At 66.3% G+C, this 17,584-nt stretch carries 15 protein-coding genes; 12 read left to right on the plus strand and 3 right to left on the minus strand.

Annotation, left to right across the window (positions count from 1 at the left end; translation table 11 throughout):
• Window positions 1-35 precede the first annotated feature (35 nt).
• The 3 genes from B0G83_RS24195 to B0G83_RS24205 all read right to left on the minus strand — a co-directional run bounded on the left by B0G83_RS24195 (window position 36) and on the right by B0G83_RS24205 (window position 5,197).
• Entirely contained in the window at window positions 36-1,742 is a 1,707-nt protein-coding gene (locus B0G83_RS24195; RefSeq protein ID WP_105509923.1) for a ShlB/FhaC/HecB family hemolysin secretion/activation protein, read from the minus strand.
• Between the two features lie 305 nt (window positions 1,743-2,047).
• A complete protein-coding gene (locus B0G83_RS24200; protein ID WP_105509924.1) occupies window positions 2,048-3,469 on the minus strand; it encodes a collagen-like triple helix repeat-containing protein in 1,422 nt (473 codons plus the stop codon).
• Window positions 3,470-3,667: 198 nt separating this feature from the next.
• Window positions 3,668-5,197, minus strand: a complete 1,530-nt coding sequence (locus B0G83_RS24205; protein WP_105509925.1) for a collagen-like triple helix repeat-containing protein — start codon at window positions 5,195-5,197, stop codon at window positions 3,668-3,670.
• A 658-nt stretch (window positions 5,198-5,855) separates the two neighbouring features.
• Here B0G83_RS24205 and B0G83_RS24210 point away from each other — a divergent pair.
• The 12 genes from B0G83_RS24210 (at window position 5,856) to B0G83_RS24265 (ending at window position 17,582) form a co-directional block, all read left to right on the plus strand.
• Complete coding sequence (locus B0G83_RS24210) at window positions 5,856-6,032, plus strand: Flp family type IVb pilin (RefSeq protein WP_105509926.1); 177 nt, start codon at window positions 5,856-5,858, stop codon at window positions 6,030-6,032.
• Window positions 6,033-6,169: 137 nt separating this feature from the next.
• Window positions 6,170-6,670, plus strand: coding sequence for a prepilin peptidase (locus tag B0G83_RS24215; RefSeq protein WP_105509927.1), 501 nt, complete (start codon window positions 6,170-6,172; stop codon window positions 6,668-6,670).
• The gene (locus tag B0G83_RS24220) at window positions 6,667-7,188 is read left to right on the plus strand and encodes a TadE/TadG family type IV pilus assembly protein (RefSeq protein WP_105509928.1); all 522 of its coding nucleotides are present in this window, start codon (window positions 6,667-6,669) and stop codon (window positions 7,186-7,188) included. The genes B0G83_RS24215 and B0G83_RS24220 overlap by 4 nt, the downstream gene beginning before the upstream one ends.
• A gap of 115 nt (window positions 7,189-7,303) precedes the next feature.
• A complete protein-coding gene (gene cpaB / locus B0G83_RS24225) occupies window positions 7,304-8,251 on the plus strand; it encodes a Flp pilus assembly protein CpaB (protein ID WP_105509929.1) in 948 nt (315 codons plus the stop codon).
• A 40-nt stretch (window positions 8,252-8,291) separates the two neighbouring features.
• On the plus strand, window positions 8,292-9,695 hold the full coding sequence (locus tag B0G83_RS24230) for a type II and III secretion system protein family protein (protein ID WP_105509930.1): 1,404 nt from the start codon (window positions 8,292-8,294) through the stop codon (window positions 9,693-9,695).
• 132 nt (window positions 9,696-9,827) lie between these two features.
• Complete coding sequence (locus tag B0G83_RS24235) at window positions 9,828-11,069, plus strand: fimbrial protein (RefSeq protein WP_105509931.1); 1,242 nt, start codon at window positions 9,828-9,830, stop codon at window positions 11,067-11,069.
• Window positions 11,070-11,072: 3 nt separating this feature from the next.
• Window positions 11,073-12,446, plus strand: coding sequence for a CpaF family protein (locus B0G83_RS24240; protein ID WP_105509932.1), 1,374 nt, complete (start codon window positions 11,073-11,075; stop codon window positions 12,444-12,446).
• Window positions 12,439-13,458, plus strand: coding sequence for a type II secretion system F family protein (locus B0G83_RS24245; protein WP_105509933.1), 1,020 nt, complete (start codon window positions 12,439-12,441; stop codon window positions 13,456-13,458). The genes B0G83_RS24240 and B0G83_RS24245 overlap by 8 nt, the downstream gene beginning before the upstream one ends.
• A 2-nt stretch (window positions 13,459-13,460) precedes the next feature.
• The gene (locus B0G83_RS24250; RefSeq protein WP_105509934.1) at window positions 13,461-14,471 is read left to right on the plus strand and encodes a type II secretion system F family protein; all 1,011 of its coding nucleotides are present in this window, start codon (window positions 13,461-13,463) and stop codon (window positions 14,469-14,471) included.
• A 10-nt stretch (window positions 14,472-14,481) separates the two neighbouring features.
• Window positions 14,482-15,333, plus strand: coding sequence for a tetratricopeptide repeat protein (locus tag B0G83_RS24255; RefSeq protein WP_105509935.1), 852 nt, complete (start codon window positions 14,482-14,484; stop codon window positions 15,331-15,333).
• Window positions 15,334-15,391: 58 nt separating this feature from the next.
• Window positions 15,392-15,781, plus strand: coding sequence for a DUF3613 domain-containing protein (locus B0G83_RS24260; protein WP_258168181.1), 390 nt, complete (start codon window positions 15,392-15,394; stop codon window positions 15,779-15,781).
• A 79-nt stretch (window positions 15,782-15,860) separates the two neighbouring features.
• On the plus strand, window positions 15,861-17,582 hold the full coding sequence (locus B0G83_RS24265) for a TadG family pilus assembly protein (protein ID WP_258168182.1): 1,722 nt from the start codon (window positions 15,861-15,863) through the stop codon (window positions 17,580-17,582).
• The last annotated feature ends 2 nt before the right edge of the window (window positions 17,583-17,584 follow it).

Below are 17,584 nucleotides of genomic sequence, written 5' to 3' on the forward strand. Positions count from 1 at the left end.
ATCGATCATCGCTCAAAGCGCATATCGCGCGCGGCTCAATTCAACTGATACGAAAATGTCGCGTTGATGCGCGGCGCGCGCGATGCGCTTTCCACCGGCGCATCGCCGATCGCCTTGGCCACCGACAGATCCAGGCTGTAGTACTTCGCATCGGAGATCCGGAAGCCGAACGCGATCGACGAAAGCCGCGACGGCGACGGCGTGCCCGCATGCAGATAGACGCGCGCCATATCGAACGACACGTACGGCGTAAGCGTGCGCAGATACGTAAAGCCCGGCGTGAACGGACGATTGATTTCGAACATCGCGCCCCAGCCGGAATCGCCCGACGCTTCACCCGGTTGATAGCCCTGCGCGAAACGTTGCGCGCCGAACGAAATCTGCTCCGAGGTCGGCAGCGAGACGGCGCTGTACTGGCCCGTCAATGACACCGCGGTGCCGATCTTCATCGGCCATTCGTTGCTTTGCGAGAAGCTTGCGCCGGTGCGCACGAAGGTGATCGACGCCGGGTTCGTGACCGGCGAGCCGGGCACGTTCGAGTCACCCGCTTTCGACGCGCCGAGAATATCGAACGCTTTCGCCACGTTGATACTCGCGCGCCGCACCTGGCCGGTTTGCACGTTGGTGTAATCGGCCTGCAGTTGCATGACGCGTACCTGCGAACGCAAGCCGATCTGCGCACCCGTTTCCGTATTGTTGTAACGATCCTCGTCGTGCGACGCATACACCGACGCCGTGCCGATCACGCTCTGCGTATTGCTCAACAGGATCGGATAGGCGAGCGAGCCGCCCACCTTGTCGTTGATCACCGTGCGGCCGATGTAAGAGGGCAGGCCGGGGTTGTCGACCGGATTGCCGCGATAGTGGGTCGCGTCGATCTTCGCGATCAGCCCGTTGCTGCCGATCGGCACCGCGGCGTGCGCGGCGAGATAGGTGACGTTGTCGCGACCCTTCGGCAGCAACGCCGATACGCTCAACTGTTCGCCGAGCGCGGTCAGGCCGTTTTCCGTGGCGGTCAGCAATCCCTGCACGCCGGGGTGATTGAAGTCGATCCCCATGCTGACGTCGAACGGCTTGCGGTCCACGTTCAGTTCGAGCGTGGTGGCGCCGTCGGTGTTCTGCGGCGGCGGCACGTTCGCCGCGACCTTCACGCCCGGCAGCAGGCCGAGCACGTTGATATAGCGTTCGAAGGTGGCGCGCCGCAATGGCCGGTCGGCGACGATGTGGTCGGCAATCGCGCGGATCTTGTCTTCGACCGCGCCGGGTTTGCCCGTCACCTTGACCGCCGACACGTAGCCCTCCACCACGGTCACGCGCACCACGCCGCCTTCGAAGGTCTGCGCCGGAATGAACGCGAACGAGAGCGCATAGCCGCGGTCCTGGTAGAGCTTGGTGACACCGTTGGCGACCTGGATCAGATCGCCGATCGTGGTGTCCTTGCCGACGAGCGGCGTGAAGCGCGCCGCGACTTCGTCGAACGGAATCGACTTCACGCCCTCGACCTGCACGCGCGACGGCGTCAGATGGCGGGCGAGCAGTTCCTGAAGTTGGGGCGCTTGCGGCGCGACCTGCACGGTCACGTTGGGTCCTTTGTCGGGGGCCTTGATCTGCGGCAGCGAGTCGAGCGGATTGCCGCCGACCGCACCGCCCGGGCGCGCCTGGGCTTGTGCCTCCACCTGCATGGCGCTCGCCGCGAGCGCCGCGAGCACGATGGTCCATTTGCTGCCGTACCCGAGTTTCATCGGATTTTCCTCGTATGCCGTTCTTGTGTTGCGGCGTGCCGCCTGGCCGGGCGGGTCGCGATCGCTTATCTGTGGCTCGACGCATACTGCCATGCTTGCTTGTATTACGTCACGCGCTCCGTGGAGCTTGAGCGTCGACGGCGCAAGCGCGGGGCACGCGATGAATCGGACTACTTATGCGTGTTGCTTAAACTGTTCTTTCCTATGCCCGTGTATCTGGTCTCCACGCTCCGGCGAGACGTACCTTGAGATGCGTCTCGCCGGACTACCGTTGCGCGCGGCATTCATCGATGCCGTTAGGTCGACTACTTATGGCTCGCCGGCAGCAGACCGCCGAGCAGTGTCGTCAGGCCGCCCGCGGGGCTGCTGGAGCCGCTCGTCGAACCGGCCGCCGAACTCAGCGTGCTGGTCAGTTGCCCGACCAGTCCGGTGACGGGCGCGAGCGTCTGGCCGCTGCCGCTTGCGCCGCCGGTGACGCCGCCCAGCGCGCCCGTCAGCGACGACAACGGACCCGCGCCGCTACCCGCCCCACCCAGCGCGGACGTCAACGAGCCCAGCGGCGTGCCGCCCAGCACCGACGTCAGCGAACTCAGCGGTGAGCCGCTCAATCCCGAACTCAGCGCGCCCAATGGCGTGCCGCCGAGCGCCGACGTCAGACCGGAGAGCGGCGTGCCGCCGAGCAGCGTCGACAGCGAGCCGACCGGGTTGCTGCCGAGACCGAGACTCGCCAGCGAGCTTTGCAGCGGCGCCAGCGGGCTGCTGTTCGCCGGCGGCCCATTGACCACGCCCACATTGGTGCTGCCGACCAGACTCGTGATCAGCCCCGGAATCGGCATCGCGCCATTCGGTCCGTTCGGATTGACGAGGCCGCCGGCATTCGTCACGGTATTGCCGAGCGAGCCGACCAGCGTGCCGAGGTCCGCGCCGACCGGATTCCTGGTCGCCGAGCCCACTTGCGAGCCGGCCGAGCTCAACGCGCCGCCCACTTGCGCGAGCACGCCGCCCAGCGGCGCACCGAGCCCGGTCTGCGTACCGACCGTCTGCGTGACCAGTCCGGCGGTCGTGACGATCGGTGTGATCGCGGTGCTGAGCGGCTGCGTGATCTGTTGCACCGGCCCGGAGTTGACCACGTTGCCGAGCGTCGCACCGCCCGCGTTCAGCGCGCCGGCGGTGGTGGCGAGCGCACCGGCCAATGGCGTGGTGAGCGGCGACAGCGGCGCGAGATTGCCGGTACCGAGACCGCCGACCGCGGTGCTCAGGCCTTGCACGACACCGCTCGTCGAACTGACCACGCCGCCGAGACCGCCCACCGTCGCGCCGACCGGATTGGAGCTCGTGCCGATCTGGCCGAGGCCGTTGCTGACCGCGTTGGCGGCCGCGTTGAGCGTGCCGCTGGTGCTCGACACCGCGTTGCCCAGCCCTTGCGTGACTTGCGGGCTGAGGCCGGGAATCGTCGTCGAGGCGATCGTGTTGCCGAGGTCGCTGGTGGTTTGCGCGGCGCTGGTGACGAGGCCGCTGGTGCTGGTGGTCGCGACGGTGCCGGAGCCGCTGCCGCCCGAACCCGAGCCGCCGCCGCTACCGGTGCCTGAGGTAGTCGGCGGCGCGCTGACGGTGCTGCCGCCACACGCGGCGAGTACGCTGGCGACCGCGACGGCGATCAACGGTGCGCGCAACGACGACACAGTCGCGCACGCCGCATGGAGAGTAAAAAAACGATGAGTGGACATGGTGCTCCTCTGTGTCTTTTAGGTGTGTCGTGTGTGCGTTGGTCAAGTGCGCCGTTGCAACGAGGTTCTGAGCGACGCGGCCCAGTTCAGCCGAGGTCGGGCAACCCGGTGCGGCCGGTAGGCCGCGTTCCGGATTGCCATTCCATGTAGTGCGTGTGCTGTCGGTACGGTGTGACCGCCTGCGAATCGCGCGGCGGCTTACTTCTTGCCCAGTCCGCCGAGCAGTCCGCCGACCAGCGAGGTGACCGGCGCCAGCGGGTTGCTGCCCGTTCCTTTGCCGGAGGTGGTCGACAGCGACAGGCCGGCGCCGGAGTTGGTCGTGGCGGCGGTGGTCGTCGAGGTCGGCGTGGCGGCGGCCGTGGTGGTAACGCCGCCGAGCGCGTTGGTGACACCGGACAACAGGCCGGTGACCGGTGCGAGCGGGCCGCTGCTGCCGCCGGCTGCGCCGGACAGGCCGCCCGTCACGCTCGACAGCAAGCCGGTGACGGGCGCGAGCGGGCTGGTGCCGCCGGTTGCGCCGCCGAGTGCGCCGGTCAAACCGCCGAGCGGGCTGCTACCGGCACCGCCGGTCAAGCCGCCGAGGGCGCTGGTGAGCGGAGCGAGCGGGCCGCTGCCGCTGCCGCCGGACAGGCCGCCGAGCACGCTGGTGAGCGGGGCGAGCGGGCCGCTGCCCGTGCCGCCGCCCAGGCCACCGAGCACGCTGGTCAGCGGGGCGAGCGGGTTGCCGCCGCTGCCGCCGGTGAGCAGGCCGCCCACCGAGGCGACCGTGGTGCCGGTGTCGGTCACCGTGTGGCCGAGCGCGGCCGTGATCGGGTTGCCGCCGGTCGCGGTCAACAGGGCGCCGGCCGTGCCGAGCCCGCCGCCCACTTTCGACAGCAGCGAGTTCAGCGGTGCGCCGAGTCCGGTGGTGTTGCCGACCGTTTGCGTGGTGGCCGCCACCATCGTCGTGATCGGCGTGATCGCGGTGCTGAGGGTTTGCGTGACTTGCTGGACCGGGCCGGTCGACAGCGCGTTGGTGAGCGTGCTACCGCCGTTGGTCACTGCGCCACCGAGCGTCGATACGACGCCGCCGAGCGGCGAGGTGATCGCCGACAACGGCGCGAGCGGGCCGCTGCCGAGGCTCGTCACGAGGCTGCCGGCGTCCGTCACCGCGCCGCCGACATGACCCACGACGCCGCCCAGGCTCGACACAGTCGTGCCGACCGCGTTGCCGCCGGTGCCGAGTTGGCCGAGGCCTTGCGAGACGCCGCTACCGAGCGTCGATACCGCAGCGCCGGCTTGCTGCACGATGCCGCCGGCGGCTTGCGTGGTTTGCGAGCTGACGCCCGGCAGGTTTTGCGAACCGATCACGCTGCCGATGCTCGACACCGTCTGACCCGCATCGCCGATGATGCCGCCGCCATTGCCCACCACCGTGCCGAGCGCGTTGGCGACCGGGGTCGTGCCGCTGGTGCCCGAGGTGCCGCTGGTGCCGGAGCTGCCCGACGTGCCACTCGTGCCGGACGAACCGACGGTGGTGCCCGAGGTGCCGCTGGTGCCGGAGCCGCCCGAGCCCATCGAGCCGCTGCCGCTGGTGGAAAGTGTGCCGCCGGCGGAGCCGCTGCCGTTGCTGCCGGTGCCGGAACTGAGGCTGCCGGAGCCGCCGCAGGCGGCCAGCGTCAGCATCGCGGCAATGCTTGCCGCCATCAGGGTTGCCCGTACCGTCGTGTTGGTCGTTTGAATGTTCATGTCGCCCTCGCATCGCATGTGGTTGTTGGGTGCTGCTGCGTGCCTATCTCTGCACGAGCCGTGCCATTTCATCCGCGCAATCCGAAGGATTTTTTTGCCGCGTGCCGCTGAGCCACACGCAATAAGGCTCTCCGATGTTTTGATGGAGTAGGCGCTAAATCAGAAGGACGCTATTTATAGCGATGCATTTCGCATTAACGACCTCTGCGTAACGTAACGAGCCGCGCGCGCCGTTACGGTGTACGGCGTAACGCAAGTGCAAAGCGGCGTGTGGCGCGCTTGAAACGTTCTGTTCAAACAAATAATTAGTGCAGCGAATCTAACTTATGGTTACTACTATGTGCTGCAACGCACGAACTGCCGTTAACCTGAGTGAAGCCTTAAAACGCATAGGCTATAGGGATCAGGGAAGCGGACAATTGCTTAAATAAGATTGTTCGGCTATAAAACCCGAAAGCAGTACAGATTGGCGAGGGAGGTGCGTTATCGAACAGACAGCTAACACTCACGCGTTTTATTGAAGCAGGCTGCAAGGCGAGTGTTACCGCGGCGCAACAAACCGGATCATGAATGAGAGCTCAATGGTCCGTAGCGCTAAAGAAATTGCGGTTCGAGGCAGCTGGTAAACAAACGAAATAGATGAAGTCCGAGGGTAAAAATGAAAAAGTTCACACAACGCTTCCTGAGAGATAACAAGGGCGTCACGGCTATCGAATATGGGCTGATCGCGGGGTTGATCGTGCTGGTCATCGCGGCCAGCGTCGGGACCATCGGCGGCAATCTCAAAACCGTGCTGACTGCGATTGCCGGGCAAATAACCGTCCCGGCGGCGTAAAGCAACGCTGAAAGTCCCGCGGAACAGCTGGCAATTCAGCGTCCGCTCGTTTCGCGGCCTTTTTATGCCATAGCCATTATGGTTAATGCGGATTGCCTGGCAATTCGCATGGCTTTGCTTCGCCTGTCGAGTGCGAAATGAAAGTTTTTCTCGGGATCGTGACATTTGTGGCGTGGGCCGTGGTGGTCGCAGTGTGCGACCATCGCCGGCGACGTATTCCCAATTCCGTTGTCGTGGCTGGATTCGTGGCGGCATTAGGTTGCGCGCTCGTGCAATTCGGCCCATTCGGTGTTTCCCTTACACAAGCATTAATCGGCGCGTTGATCGGGCTCGTCGCGCTATTGCCGTTTTTCGCGCTCGGCGTAATGGGCGCGGGCGACGTCAAAGTGTTCGCGGCGCTGGGAGCGTGGTGCGGTATGCATGCGTTGCTCGGCTTGTGGATGGCGGCGAGTCTTGCGGCAGGAATTCATGCGCTGTGGTTGCTGACGGCGACGCGCACCCGGCTGGCAGACCTCGGCCGCGACAGCGGCCCGACCTTCGAGTTAGCAGGCAAAGCGTCCACGCCTTTTGCGGCGTGTCTGACGGTCGCCGCAAGTGGCTGGCTCGTGCTGCAGATGCTGAGCGGAGGCCTGCGATGAACCCGCCGCGCCTTCACGCTCGCGCTCCGTTAGCGGCGGCCCGACGCGTTCGCCTGTCCCGGCCGCGGCGCGCGGCACAGCGCGGCACGATGACCGTCGAATTCGCGCTGATATTTCCGGTGTTTTTCACGGTGCTATACGCCATCGTCAGTTTCAGTCTGATCATGCTGGCCCAGCAGATCATGACACTGGCCGCCGAAGAAGGCGCACGCGCCGCCTTGAACTGGACCAGCAACACGTCGCTGCAAAGCGCGCTGACCAATCGCGGCAATAACGCGTGTAGCGCGGCGAATCAGTTGACGGCCTCGCTCGCGAAGCTGGCGGGCACTGCGATCACCTGCACGCCGACTTCCGCGCCTTGCGGGGCCGGTAACGCGATGCAATGTATCAATGTCGCGCTGACCTACAACTACGCGAGCAAGCCGCTTGTGCCGGCTTTGCCGATCATGCAGAACGTGCTGCCCAGCACGTTGAGCAGCCTCGCCACCGTTCAACTCAATCCGGAGAATATCCAGTGACGCACGCGCCGGCTCCACGCCTTTCCGTCGCTGCCCATGCGCAGGCGCTTGAATTCGAGCGCGCGCGTGGCTGTTCGCACGGCAATGCATCGTTCAACCGACGCAGTGAGTTCTCATGCCGAATCTGACCAAAATTCTCGCGGGTGTGCTGATCGTGCTCGCGCTGCTGCTGGGGATCCTGGCGTGGACGTTGTCGCGCCGGCCGCCGCCGACCACGGTCACGGCCGCGCCGCAAGCGAGCTTCGCCGTGGTCGTGGCGACCCGCGTGCTGCAGGCCGGCAAGCCGATCACGGCCGACGAACTGCGCGTGCAGTCGCTGCCGATCAATCCGAACGGCACGTTCACCGATCCCGCACAACTGACCGGCCGCGTGCCGAACGCCGATATCGGCGTGGATTCGCCGATTCTGGAGACGCAGTTGACGTCGGGGCTGGCCGAGCGCGTCGAGCCTGGCGAACGGGCTCTCGCCGTGCGGGTCGACGAAAGCAATGCGGTCGGCAACCGGCTGCGGCCCGGCAATTTCGTCGACGTGTTCTTTACGCTCAAGCGCGACGGCTCGATGGGAGGCAACGGCGAAATCGACCGTACTCAGGCGCGTCTGTTGATGTCGAAAGTGCGCGTGCTGACGTTCGGCAACGCGACCGCGAGCGGCGACAGCGCGGGCGACCCGAACGGCATGGTGCGCACGGCGGTGCTGGCGGTGCCGGTCGCCGACGTCGATCGTCTGATGCTTGCCGAAAGCGCTGGCCGTCTGATCTTCGCGTTGCGTAATGCCAAGGATCCCGAAGTCGCCGATCAGAGCGCGTTGCCGGCTTATCCGGGCGTGCTGAAGACCGCGCTGCGCGCGGGCGCGGAGCCGTTGCAGGATTCGACCCGCGCTGCGGCCGGCGTGGCGCTCGATACGTTGTCCGGCAGCAGCGGCCCGGCGGACGCGCGGCCGCCATTGCCGTCGCTGCCGTCGCATATGCCGTTGCCGGCGACGCGCGTCACGGCCAGTACGAACACGACAAAGAGCGGTATCGAAGTGATACGGGGTGGGCGCGCCGAAACGGTCGCCTGGTAAGCGGTTTAGAGAGCGGGCGGCCTGACTCGTCCATGACTACATGACAAAACGGATTGTTGTATCTGGCATGACCGCCTGCCTTGGGCTGACGCTGCTGGCGGTCTCGGTGGCGACCGATGCGGCCGGACCGGTGGTGGTACAGCGGGGCCAGTCCACGCAGGCAGCGACGCCGCTTCCAGGCGCGGCCGCGCCGACCGTCGAGCTGACAGTCGGCGCGCAGCGCTCGATTGCCGGCGGCCACGCGCTGCAGCGGGTGGCGATCGGCGATCCGGCGGTGGCCGACGTGCTCGTCATCAAGGGGGAGAAGCGCGGCGGCGTGCTGCTGGTCGGCAAGGCGGCGGGCACCACCAGTCTGATGGTGTGGGAACGCGATCGCGATGCGCCGCTGACCTATACGGTCAACGTGATCACGCCGGCGGCCGCGGCGCTGCTGGGGCCCGACACGCCGAGCCTGAAGGTGCTCGGCGGCACGGCGGTGGTGTCCGGTTCGGCGGCGACGATGGAAGCGCATCAGCGCGCCGTGGTCGCGGCGGAGGGGTCGCTCGGCAAGGACGGCTCGGTGTTCGACACGTCGACGGTGGCGAGCCGCGCGGTAGTGCAGGTCGATGTGCGGGTGGTCGAGTTCAGCCGCACGGTGCTGAAAGAGTTGGGCTTCAACTTCTTCAAGCAGAACAACGGTTTTTCGTTCGGCTCGTACGCGCCGTCGGCGTTGACCTCGGTGTCGGCAACGGCGGGGCAGCAGCCGCAGGTGACGAGTACGACGCCCATTACATCGGCGTTCAACCTGCTGTTCAACTCTGCCACCCATGGGCTGTTCGCGAACCTGAGCGTGCTGGAGAACAACAACCTCGCGCGCATTCTGGCCGAGCCTACGCTGGTGGCGCTGTCCGGACAGAGCGCGAGCTTCCTCGCCGGCGGTGAGATCCCAGTGCCGGTGCCACAGGCGCTGGGTTCGACCTCGATCGTCTATAAGCCGTACGGCGTCGGTCTGACGTTGACGCCGACCGTGCTGAGCCCGCAGCGCATCGCGCTGAAAGTCGCACCCGAAGCGAGCCAGCTCGACTTCACGAATGCCGTGACGATTAGCGGCGTATCGGTGCCCGCATTCACGACGCGGCGGGCGGACACCACCGTCGAACTCGGCGACGGCGAGAGCTTCGTGATCGGCGGGTTGATCGATCGCGAGACCGCGTCGAACGTGTCGAAGGTGCCTTTGCTCGGCGATTTGCCGGTGATCGGCACCTTCTTCAAGCAGTTGAACTACCAGCAGAACGAGAAGGAGCTGGTGATCATCGTGACGCCGCATCTGGTGTCGCCGCTGGCCAAGGGTGCGGTCTTGCCGTCGACGCCCGGCGAGCAGTCCGAACAGCGCGACGCGCCGGTGTGGCGTTCGCTGATCGGCGGCGTGGTGACGCGTGACGCCGCGCCAGGTTTCTCGAAATGAATGCGGCGCGCGCGTGGGCGCCGCGCCGGTGGATTGAAGCAGCAAGCCGCAGGGCGTGCGATCAGCGCACGTCCGCCGGCGAGCAGGACGAAGCGGCGGCCTTGCAGCCCATGCCGCATGAGGATGTTCCCCATGAACGCGAGAACGCATTCATTGACTGAACGGGCGGTCACCGACTATTTCGTGTTCGCGTCGCTTGCCGACGAACACGTGCACTGGCTTACCGATACGCTGGTAGGCGCGGGCGTGGTCGAGTCTGCCACGCTCGATCCGACCATGCTGATGCAGCGCATCGCGACGCTCAATGCGTCGCTGGTGTTCGTCGACTTTTCGGGCGGCCGCGCGGCCGCGGCGAGTGCGGCGGCGAGTGCCGTGCGCAGCGCCTATCCGGGCATGCAGATCGTCGCGCTCGGCACGCTCGCCGAACCCGAAAGCGCGCTGGCCGCGTTGCGCGCCGGGGTGCGCGATTTCATCGACATGTCCGCGCCGGCCGAAGACGCGCTGCGCATCACGCGCCAGGTGCTCGACAACCAGGTCGAGCCGGTCAGCCGTCATGGCCACGTTACCGCGCTGCTCGGCGCGCGCATCGGCATGGGCGTCAGCACGCTGGCCGCCAACCTCGCCGTGATGCTGCAACGGCGCGACGTCGCGCAGGGACGCCAGGCGGCCTTGCTGGATCTCGGGCTGCCGGCCGGCGACGGCTCGCTGCTGCTGAACACGCGCAGCGAATTCAATTTCGTCGAAGCCGTGCGCAATCTGCGCCGCTTCGATCAGACCTTCGTGTCGACCGCGCTGTCGCATCACACGAGCGGTCTTGCGCTCACCACGTTGCCACCGAACCTGGCCGACATGCGCGAGGTCTCGTACTCGTCGTCGATCGGTTTGCTGAACCGGCTGCGGGCGTTTTTCGACCAGCAGATCATCGACCTCGGCGGCTTTGCCAATAGCGAATTCATCGCGCACGTGGTGCAGGCCGCCGATGAAACCTGGCTGTTGTGCGACCAGGGCGTGGCGTCGATCGTGTCGGCCGTGGGCGTGCTCGACGCGCTGCGCGAAGAGGGCGTGGATACCGCGAACGTGCGCCTGATCGTCAACAAGTTCGACGCCGATCTCGGCCTCGCCGCCGCGCAGATCGCGCAGCGTCTGGACATTCCGTTGCTCGCCACCTTGCCGGAGCGGCGCGTCGCGCTCGGCCAGGCGGTCAATCAGGGACATCTGCTGGTCGACGTCGCCGCGCGCGATCCGTATGCGCGCGCGCTCGAACCGTTGATCGAGCGCCTCGGCGGCGCGCAACGCGCGGCCGCGCAGGCGCACGGTAAATCGGCGCTTGGCGCGCTCAAGCGTTTCATTCCAACCCCTCACAAGCGGTCATAGACGATGGCAAAAGAGATCGAATTTGCCGACGACGCGCCTTCGTTCGCGCACAGCCAGCAGTTCCAGGACATCAAGAACGCTGCGCACGAACATCTGTTGACGCGTATCGAGGAACTCGGCTCCGAGTTCGGCCGCTGGTCGCGTAACGCGATCAATCAGTTCGTGGATCTGGAGATGGACAGCTTCGTCAGGCTGCGCCGCATTCCGATCAACGAGAGCGAGGTGCGCCTGATCGCCGAGGCGCTGACGAAAGAGCTGGCGGGTTTCGGGCCGATTGAGGACCTGCTCGCCGATCCGGCCGTCGAAGATATTCTGATCAACGGCTACAACGACGTGTACGTGTCGCGGCACGGCATTCTGACGCGCATCCAGGTGCGCTTCGCCGACAACGCGCATCTGCTGCGGATCATCCGCCGCATTCTCGCGCCGATCGGGCGGCGTCTGGACGAGTCGAATCCAATGGTCGACGCGCGTCTGCCGAACGGCGGCCGGGTGAACGTGGTGATCGAGCCGCTGTCGATCGACGGCCCGATCGTGTCGATCCGCAAATTCCGCAAGGATCCGATGCGGCCAGACGATCTGCTCGGCAACGGCACTTACAACGAGGAAATCGGCGCGCTGCTCGAAGCCGCGGTGGCGGCGCGTTGCAACGTGCTGGTGTCGGGCGGTACGAGCTCGGGCAAGACCTCGCTGCTGAACGCGCTGGCGTTTCACATTCCCGAGCCGGAGCGGGTCGTGACGATCGAGGACACGGCCGAACTGTCGCTGAACCACCCGCACGTGGTGCGGCTCGAAAGCCGTCCGGGCGGTTTCGACGGCGCGGGTGTGGTGACGATCCGCGATCTGCTGCGCAATACGCTGCGGATGCGGCCGGATCGCATCATCGTCGGCGAAGTGCGGGGAGGCGAAGTACTCGAAATGCTGCAGGCGATGAACACCGGCCACGACGGTTCGATGGGCACCGTGCACGCCAGCTCGCCGCGCGAATGTCTGTACCGGCTCGAAATGCTCGCCGGCTTCGCGGGCTTTCAGGGCACCGAGTCGAGCTTGCGCCGCCAGATCGCCAACGCGGTCGACTTCATTGTGCAGATCGGCCGGCTCTCGAATGGCCGGCGCCGGATTCTGTCGATCACTGAAGTCACCGGGCTGTCGGACAACATCATCGCGACCCAGGAGCTGTATCGCTACGAGCCGGTCATGACCGCCGAGGGCGACGAGCTGGATAGCTGGGTATCGCTCGGCATTCATCCGCATTCGCCGAAGCTGGTGCGGTTCCGTCAGGCGTTGAGTGGTGGGCAGCAGCAGGGCGGCGGGTTCGGCAACGCCGGGTTTGGCGGCGGCAACCACGGCGGCTTCGGCGGGGGCTTCAATGTCTAGCGCGGTGCTGGTCGTTGCGGCGCTCGCGCTTCTGTGCGCGGCGCTGGCGTTGCTGCTGTGGCAACGCAGCGCGCAACGCAAAGGCCAGGTGAGTACCGAACGTTTTATCGATAGCCGGATGGCGGCGGCCATGCCGGGCGTCGCGGGACCGGCCGGCCTCGCTGGCGGCCCGCGTGTCGCACCCGCCCGTGTCGGGGCGCAGGTCGCGATCGCGCCACAAGCGCCGCCCGCCGACGCGGGCTGGCTGGCTTCCTGCCGCTACCTGCTGGCGCGCGCGCGCTTCATGCTGCGCCACATGCTGGAGCGTGCTGGGATCGTCGACGCCAAACGGCCGTTCGCCACCAGCGCGGCGATCGTGCTGCTGTTGTGCGGCTGGGCGGGGCTCGCCCGTGGCGTGCTCGCCGCGCTGGTGGTTTTCGCGATGTGCTGCCTGTTGATGTATTTTTTTCTGACGATGCGCGTGAACAAGCGTCGACAGTTGATCGTGCGGCAATTGCCGCTGTTTCTCGACGGCATCGTGCGTCTGATCACGCTCGGCAATAGCGTGCCGGCCGCGTTCCAGGCCGCGCTGCAAACCACCGAAACGCCGTTGCGCGAATGCCTGGACAACGTCTCGCGGATGCTGCGCACGGGCGTCGAAATCGATCGCGCGCTCTATCAGGTTTCGTTGATCTACGGCGTGCGCGAACTCGAACTGGTGGGCTCCGTGCTGCGTCTGTCCGTGAAGTACGGCGGCCGCGCCGACGTGATGCTCGACCGGATGGCGTCGTTCATGCGCGATCTCGAACAGGCCGAACGGGAACTCGTGGCGATGTCGTCGGAGACACGGCTGTCGTCCTGGGTGCTGGGGGCGTTGCCGGTGGGCATCGGCGGTTTTCTGATCGTCTCCAACCCCTCCTATTTCGCTTCGATGTGGTTCGATCCGAGCGGGCGGCAACTGGTTTATCTGGCGTTCGCGTTGCAGGTGGTCGGCGCCTGGCTGCTGTACCGCATGGCGAGCCTGAGGGATTGACGATGCAAGCCCATCAACTATTTGCACTCGCGCTGGCGCTCGCGGCGCTCGCGTTGCTGCTGGTCGCCGGTCTGGTGCTCGCGCGGGTGGCCGCGCAGCGGCGCACGGAACGTACCCTGGGTCATGCGCTCGACGAACGCGCATTGCAGGCGGCGGCGCTGACTGCCGCGGCGGCTCGCGCCACGGACGGCGCGCCCGCCGCGTCGAAGACGACAGTGCGCGCCGCGCGGCCGACGGGTCTCAAAGGTTTGTTCGAGCATCTCGTGCATGTAGGGATCCGCTGGCTCGATACGCCGTTCGGACGCCAAGTGGTGGCCGAAGAAGATCGGCGCCTGCTCGAACAGTGCGGTTTCGTCGATACGCGCACGCGCGGACTGTTCCTGGTGTCGCGCCTGCTGGGCGCGCTGGTGGCGCCCGTGGTGGCCGGTACGCTGGCGCGCGGACAGGTGGACGGCACGCGCTACGTGGTGCTGGTGGTCATCGCGATGATGGCGGGTTTCATGCTGCCGAAGATCCTGCTGAAGCGCCGCGCCGGCAAGCGCCGCCGTCGCGTGGTCGATGAGTTGCCGCTGCTGGTCGATTTGCTGCGGCTGCTGCAAGGCGTGGGTCTGTCGCTCGATCAAAGTTTGCAGGTGATGGTCAACGATTTTCGCAGCGTGTTGCCGGTGCTTTCGAACGAGCTCGAAATCGCCCAGCGCCAATTCGCCACGGGCCGCACGCGCGAGCAGTCGCTTAACCGGCTGGCCAGCAGCTACGACAACGAGGATCTGCGCGCGGTCATCCGCCTGCTGGTGCAGGTCGACCGGCACGGCGGCGCGGTGCAGGAGCCGCTCAAGCAGTTCGGCGACCGTCTGCGCGAAACGCGTCGCGCGATGCTGCGCGAACGCATCGGCCGGCTCGCGGTGAAGATGACGGGCGTCATGATCGTGACGCTGTTGCCCGCGCTGATGATTGTCACTGCGGGTCCTGGCGTGCTGGCCGTCACGCGTTCGTTTCATTCGGTGCATCAGTAAGGATTGCTCCATGGTTCAGTGTCTGCCTTTCGATCTCACCCGGCGCGTGTTGCGTTACGCGCCGGCTGTCGCCGCTTGCATGCTGCTTGGCGCTTGCACGTCGCAAGTGCTGACAGGTTACGGCGTCGGGCCGCAGGCCGAGCGGGCGGCGATGGCTCAGCAGCAAGCTAATCGCGATCCCGCGCCGGACACGCCCGGCGTGTATCTCGGCCTGATCGACAAGATGCAGGCGCAAGGGCTCTACTTCGCGTCGCTCGCGCATATCGACGCGTACGAAAAGCAGTATGGCGCGAGTCCGGACACCCATCTGCTGCGTGCCGACGCGCTGCGCATGACCGATCAGCCGGACGCGGCGGCGCAGGCATACGGTCTTCTGCTGAAGACGCCGTTGGCCGCGCGCGGCTACCGGGGGCTGGGGTTGATCGCCGGTGCGGGCGGCGATTTCGCGCGCGCCGCGCAAGCGTTGGAGCAGGCGTCGCAACTCGAGCCGACCGACGCGGTGACGCTGTCCGACCTCGGCTATGCGCGACTGCGTAACGGCGATGTGGATGGCGCGCGCGTGCCACTGATGAAAGCGGGAGAGCTCGATCAGAACAATCCGAAGATCGTTAGCAACGTGGTGCTTTATCTGCTCGCCAATGGCGAGCAGGCACAGGCGCTGGCGGTGATGAATCAGCAGAAATTGACGCCGGACGTGCGCGCTGCGATTCGCAGCGACGCGGCGAAGGTGGCGGCGGCCGGGCGGGTTCAGACGCGCGGCGCGCCAGCGCCGGCGCAGCCACGAGCCGGACAGATGGGGACCGTGGCGAGCGTGCAGGGTATCGAACCGGCGCCGCGTTTGCTGCAGCGGTTCGCGCAGTGACCGAGCGATGGCAATGCGAGCGTCGCACGAATGCCGGTCGGAAAATCAGGGGGCGGACATGACAGACAGAACACGAACATGGGGTGGGGTGGCGCGGCGGCTGGGCATGGGCGCCGCGCTGGCGGCGTCGATCGGCGGTTCCGTCGGTGCGCTTGCGCAGACGGACGACGCAGCGCAGGCCGCTCAGCCTTCGCCGACGATGCAACAACCGGTGCGCGCCAGCGAAGTGGGACATAGCACGCGCACGTGGCTCGACCTGCAGAGCAGCAACGCGCAAGCGGCGCCGGCACTGCCGATGCTCGGCGCGGAAGCTGGCCTCGCCTACCGGCGGTACATGGAATCGTTCAAGAGCAAAATTCCCGATTTGTACGGTTCGATGCTCAACAGCAGCGGCGGTGGCAGCGGCGGCAGCGGGTCGGGTGCCGCGACCGGCGGTGGCGCGAACTGATATGCGTGGCCGTCCGTCGTCCGTGACTCGCTCCGGCCGCTGCGCGCACCCGCGTGCGGTGCGCCGCGCCGGCACGCGCATGCACGGTCAACGTGGCGCGATCGCCGTACTCGCGGTGATCTGGCTGAGCGTGGCGATCGCGGCGCTCGGCGTGCTGGACGTCGGCAACGTGTATTTCGCGCGCCGGTCCTTGCAGCGCACGGCCGATCTGGCGGCGCTGGCGGCGGTGCAGATGATCAGCTCGTCAGGCGGCTGCACGGCCGCCACCACCGCCGCGCAACAGAACGCGGCGGCCAACGGCTTCAGCGTTGGCGGCACAACGACGATCGCCACCACCTGCGGACGCTGGGACACCAGCACCAATACCTACTTCGGCACGACCGGCAATCCGTTGAACGCGGTGCAAGTGCAGACGAGCCAGGTGATCCCGTATTTTTTCCTTGGACCGAGCCGCACCGTCGCGGCCACGGCGACCGCGCTGGCATCCAACATCGACGCGTTCTCGCTCAGCACCGGCATCGCCACGATCAATACCCAACAGTCGGCGTTGCTCAACGCGATTCTCGGTGGTTTGCTGAATACCAGTGTGGCGTTGACCGTGGGTAATTTCCAGAGTCTCGCGGGGGCGACAATCAAGCTGTCGGATCTGATGGTGGCGCTGGGTGCTTCGTCGATGCAGGGCCTGCTTTCGACCACCGTGAGTTATCAGCAATTGATGCTGGCGATGGTCCAGGCGCTGCAGGCGGGCGGCGATACCGTCGATGCCGCGATCCTGCAGACGCTGGCTGTCACGGTGCCGGGCGGACAGAACATCACCATCGGGGACAACGGGCAGAGCGCGCCGGGGCTGCTCGCGTTGGGCCTGTCCAACCCGAACGCCGCGGCGACCGCGACGATCGACGCGCTCGATGCGGTGATGGTCGCCGCGCAGATCGCGCAGAGCAACCCGAACGGCACGGGGCCGGTGATCAACGTGACGACGGGACTGCTCGGGGTGGCCGGCATTTCGTTGCAGATCATCAATCCGCCGGTGCTGGCGGTCGGCGAGGGCGGGACGACGACGGTCAATGGTGTGACCACGGGCCGTACGATGGCGCGCACGGCGGTGGCGAACGTGACCATCAACCTGCTACCGGCGTTGTTGCCGACGCTGACGGTGGGTGTGCCGCCGTTGGTATCTGCGTCGATCGCCACGCTGAATACGCCGCTCGTGGTGACGCTGGGCGTGGCCTCTGGTACCGCGACGTTGAACCCGGTCGACTGTGAAAGCACCAAGGCGGCCACCACCGCGACGATTCAGGTGGCGCCGAGCATTCTGAACGCCTGCATTGCGGGCGATGCGTCGTGTAGTAAACCGGTCAACGTGGCGACGGTCACGGCGACGCTCCTCGGTCTCACCGTGCAGGTCGCCAATGTCGTCCTGAACAACGTGCGCGTGCCGGTTAATCCCGGTACGACTACGCCGCTGGTCTTCAATGGCTCGTCAGGGAGCTTCGACTACAGCCAGAGTGCGAACTCCAACGCGCTCGGCAGCGATGGTTCGGTGTTGACCACGCAATTGCTCGGCAGTCTGGGCACCCTACTCAAGGTGTCGCTTTTAAACAATCTGATCGATATTTCGTCGCTCCTCACGCCGATCGTCGACGCTGTGACGAGCGCCTTGACCCCTCTGCTGCAACCTGTCTTCGCCCTGCTCGACACGGTCATTGTCCCGACGCTCTCGCTGCTCGGCATTCAGGTCGGCACGGCCACCGTCCACAACATGTCGCTGACATGCGGCGTCCCGCAACTGGTCAACTAGCC

It is taken from the genome of Paraburkholderia sp. BL21I4N1, assembly GCF_002973525.1.
Lineage (GTDB): Bacteria > Pseudomonadota > Gammaproteobacteria > Burkholderiales > Burkholderiaceae > Paraburkholderia.

Coding starts and splice junctions, on each gene's coding strand:
- B0G83_RS24250 (WP_105509934.1), top strand. CDS start 13,461: ATGCAAGCCCATCAACTATTTGCACTCGCGCTGGCGCTCGCGGCGCTC.
- B0G83_RS24215 (WP_105509927.1), top strand. CDS start 6,170: ATGAAAGTTTTTCTCGGGATCGTGACATTTGTGGCGTGGGCCGTGGTG.
- B0G83_RS24240 (WP_105509932.1), top strand. CDS start 11,073: ATGGCAAAAGAGATCGAATTTGCCGACGACGCGCCTTCGTTCGCGCAC.
- B0G83_RS24265 (WP_258168182.1), top strand. CDS start 15,861: ATGCACGGTCAACGTGGCGCGATCGCCGTACTCGCGGTGATCTGGCTG.
- B0G83_RS24235 (WP_105509931.1), top strand. CDS start 9,828: ATGAACGCGAGAACGCATTCATTGACTGAACGGGCGGTCACCGACTAT.
- B0G83_RS24230 (WP_105509930.1), top strand. CDS start 8,292: ATGACAAAACGGATTGTTGTATCTGGCATGACCGCCTGCCTTGGGCTG.
- B0G83_RS24245 (WP_105509933.1), top strand. CDS start 12,439: ATGTCTAGCGCGGTGCTGGTCGTTGCGGCGCTCGCGCTTCTGTGCGCG.
- B0G83_RS24195 (WP_105509923.1), bottom strand. CDS start 1,742: ATGAAACTCGGGTACGGCAGCAAATGGACCATCGTGCTCGCGGCGCTC.
- B0G83_RS24260 (WP_258168181.1), top strand. CDS start 15,392: ATGACAGACAGAACACGAACATGGGGTGGGGTGGCGCGGCGGCTGGGC.
- B0G83_RS24220 (WP_105509928.1), top strand. CDS start 6,667: ATGAACCCGCCGCGCCTTCACGCTCGCGCTCCGTTAGCGGCGGCCCGA.
- B0G83_RS24205 (WP_105509925.1), bottom strand. CDS start 5,197: ATGAACATTCAAACGACCAACACGACGGTACGGGCAACCCTGATGGCG.
- B0G83_RS24255 (WP_105509935.1), top strand. CDS start 14,482: ATGGTTCAGTGTCTGCCTTTCGATCTCACCCGGCGCGTGTTGCGTTAC.
- B0G83_RS24200 (WP_105509924.1), bottom strand. CDS start 3,469: ATGTCCACTCATCGTTTTTTTACTCTCCATGCGGCGTGCGCGACTGTG.
- cpaB (WP_105509929.1), top strand. CDS start 7,304: ATGCCGAATCTGACCAAAATTCTCGCGGGTGTGCTGATCGTGCTCGCG.
- B0G83_RS24210 (WP_105509926.1), top strand. CDS start 5,856: ATGAAAAAGTTCACACAACGCTTCCTGAGAGATAACAAGGGCGTCACG.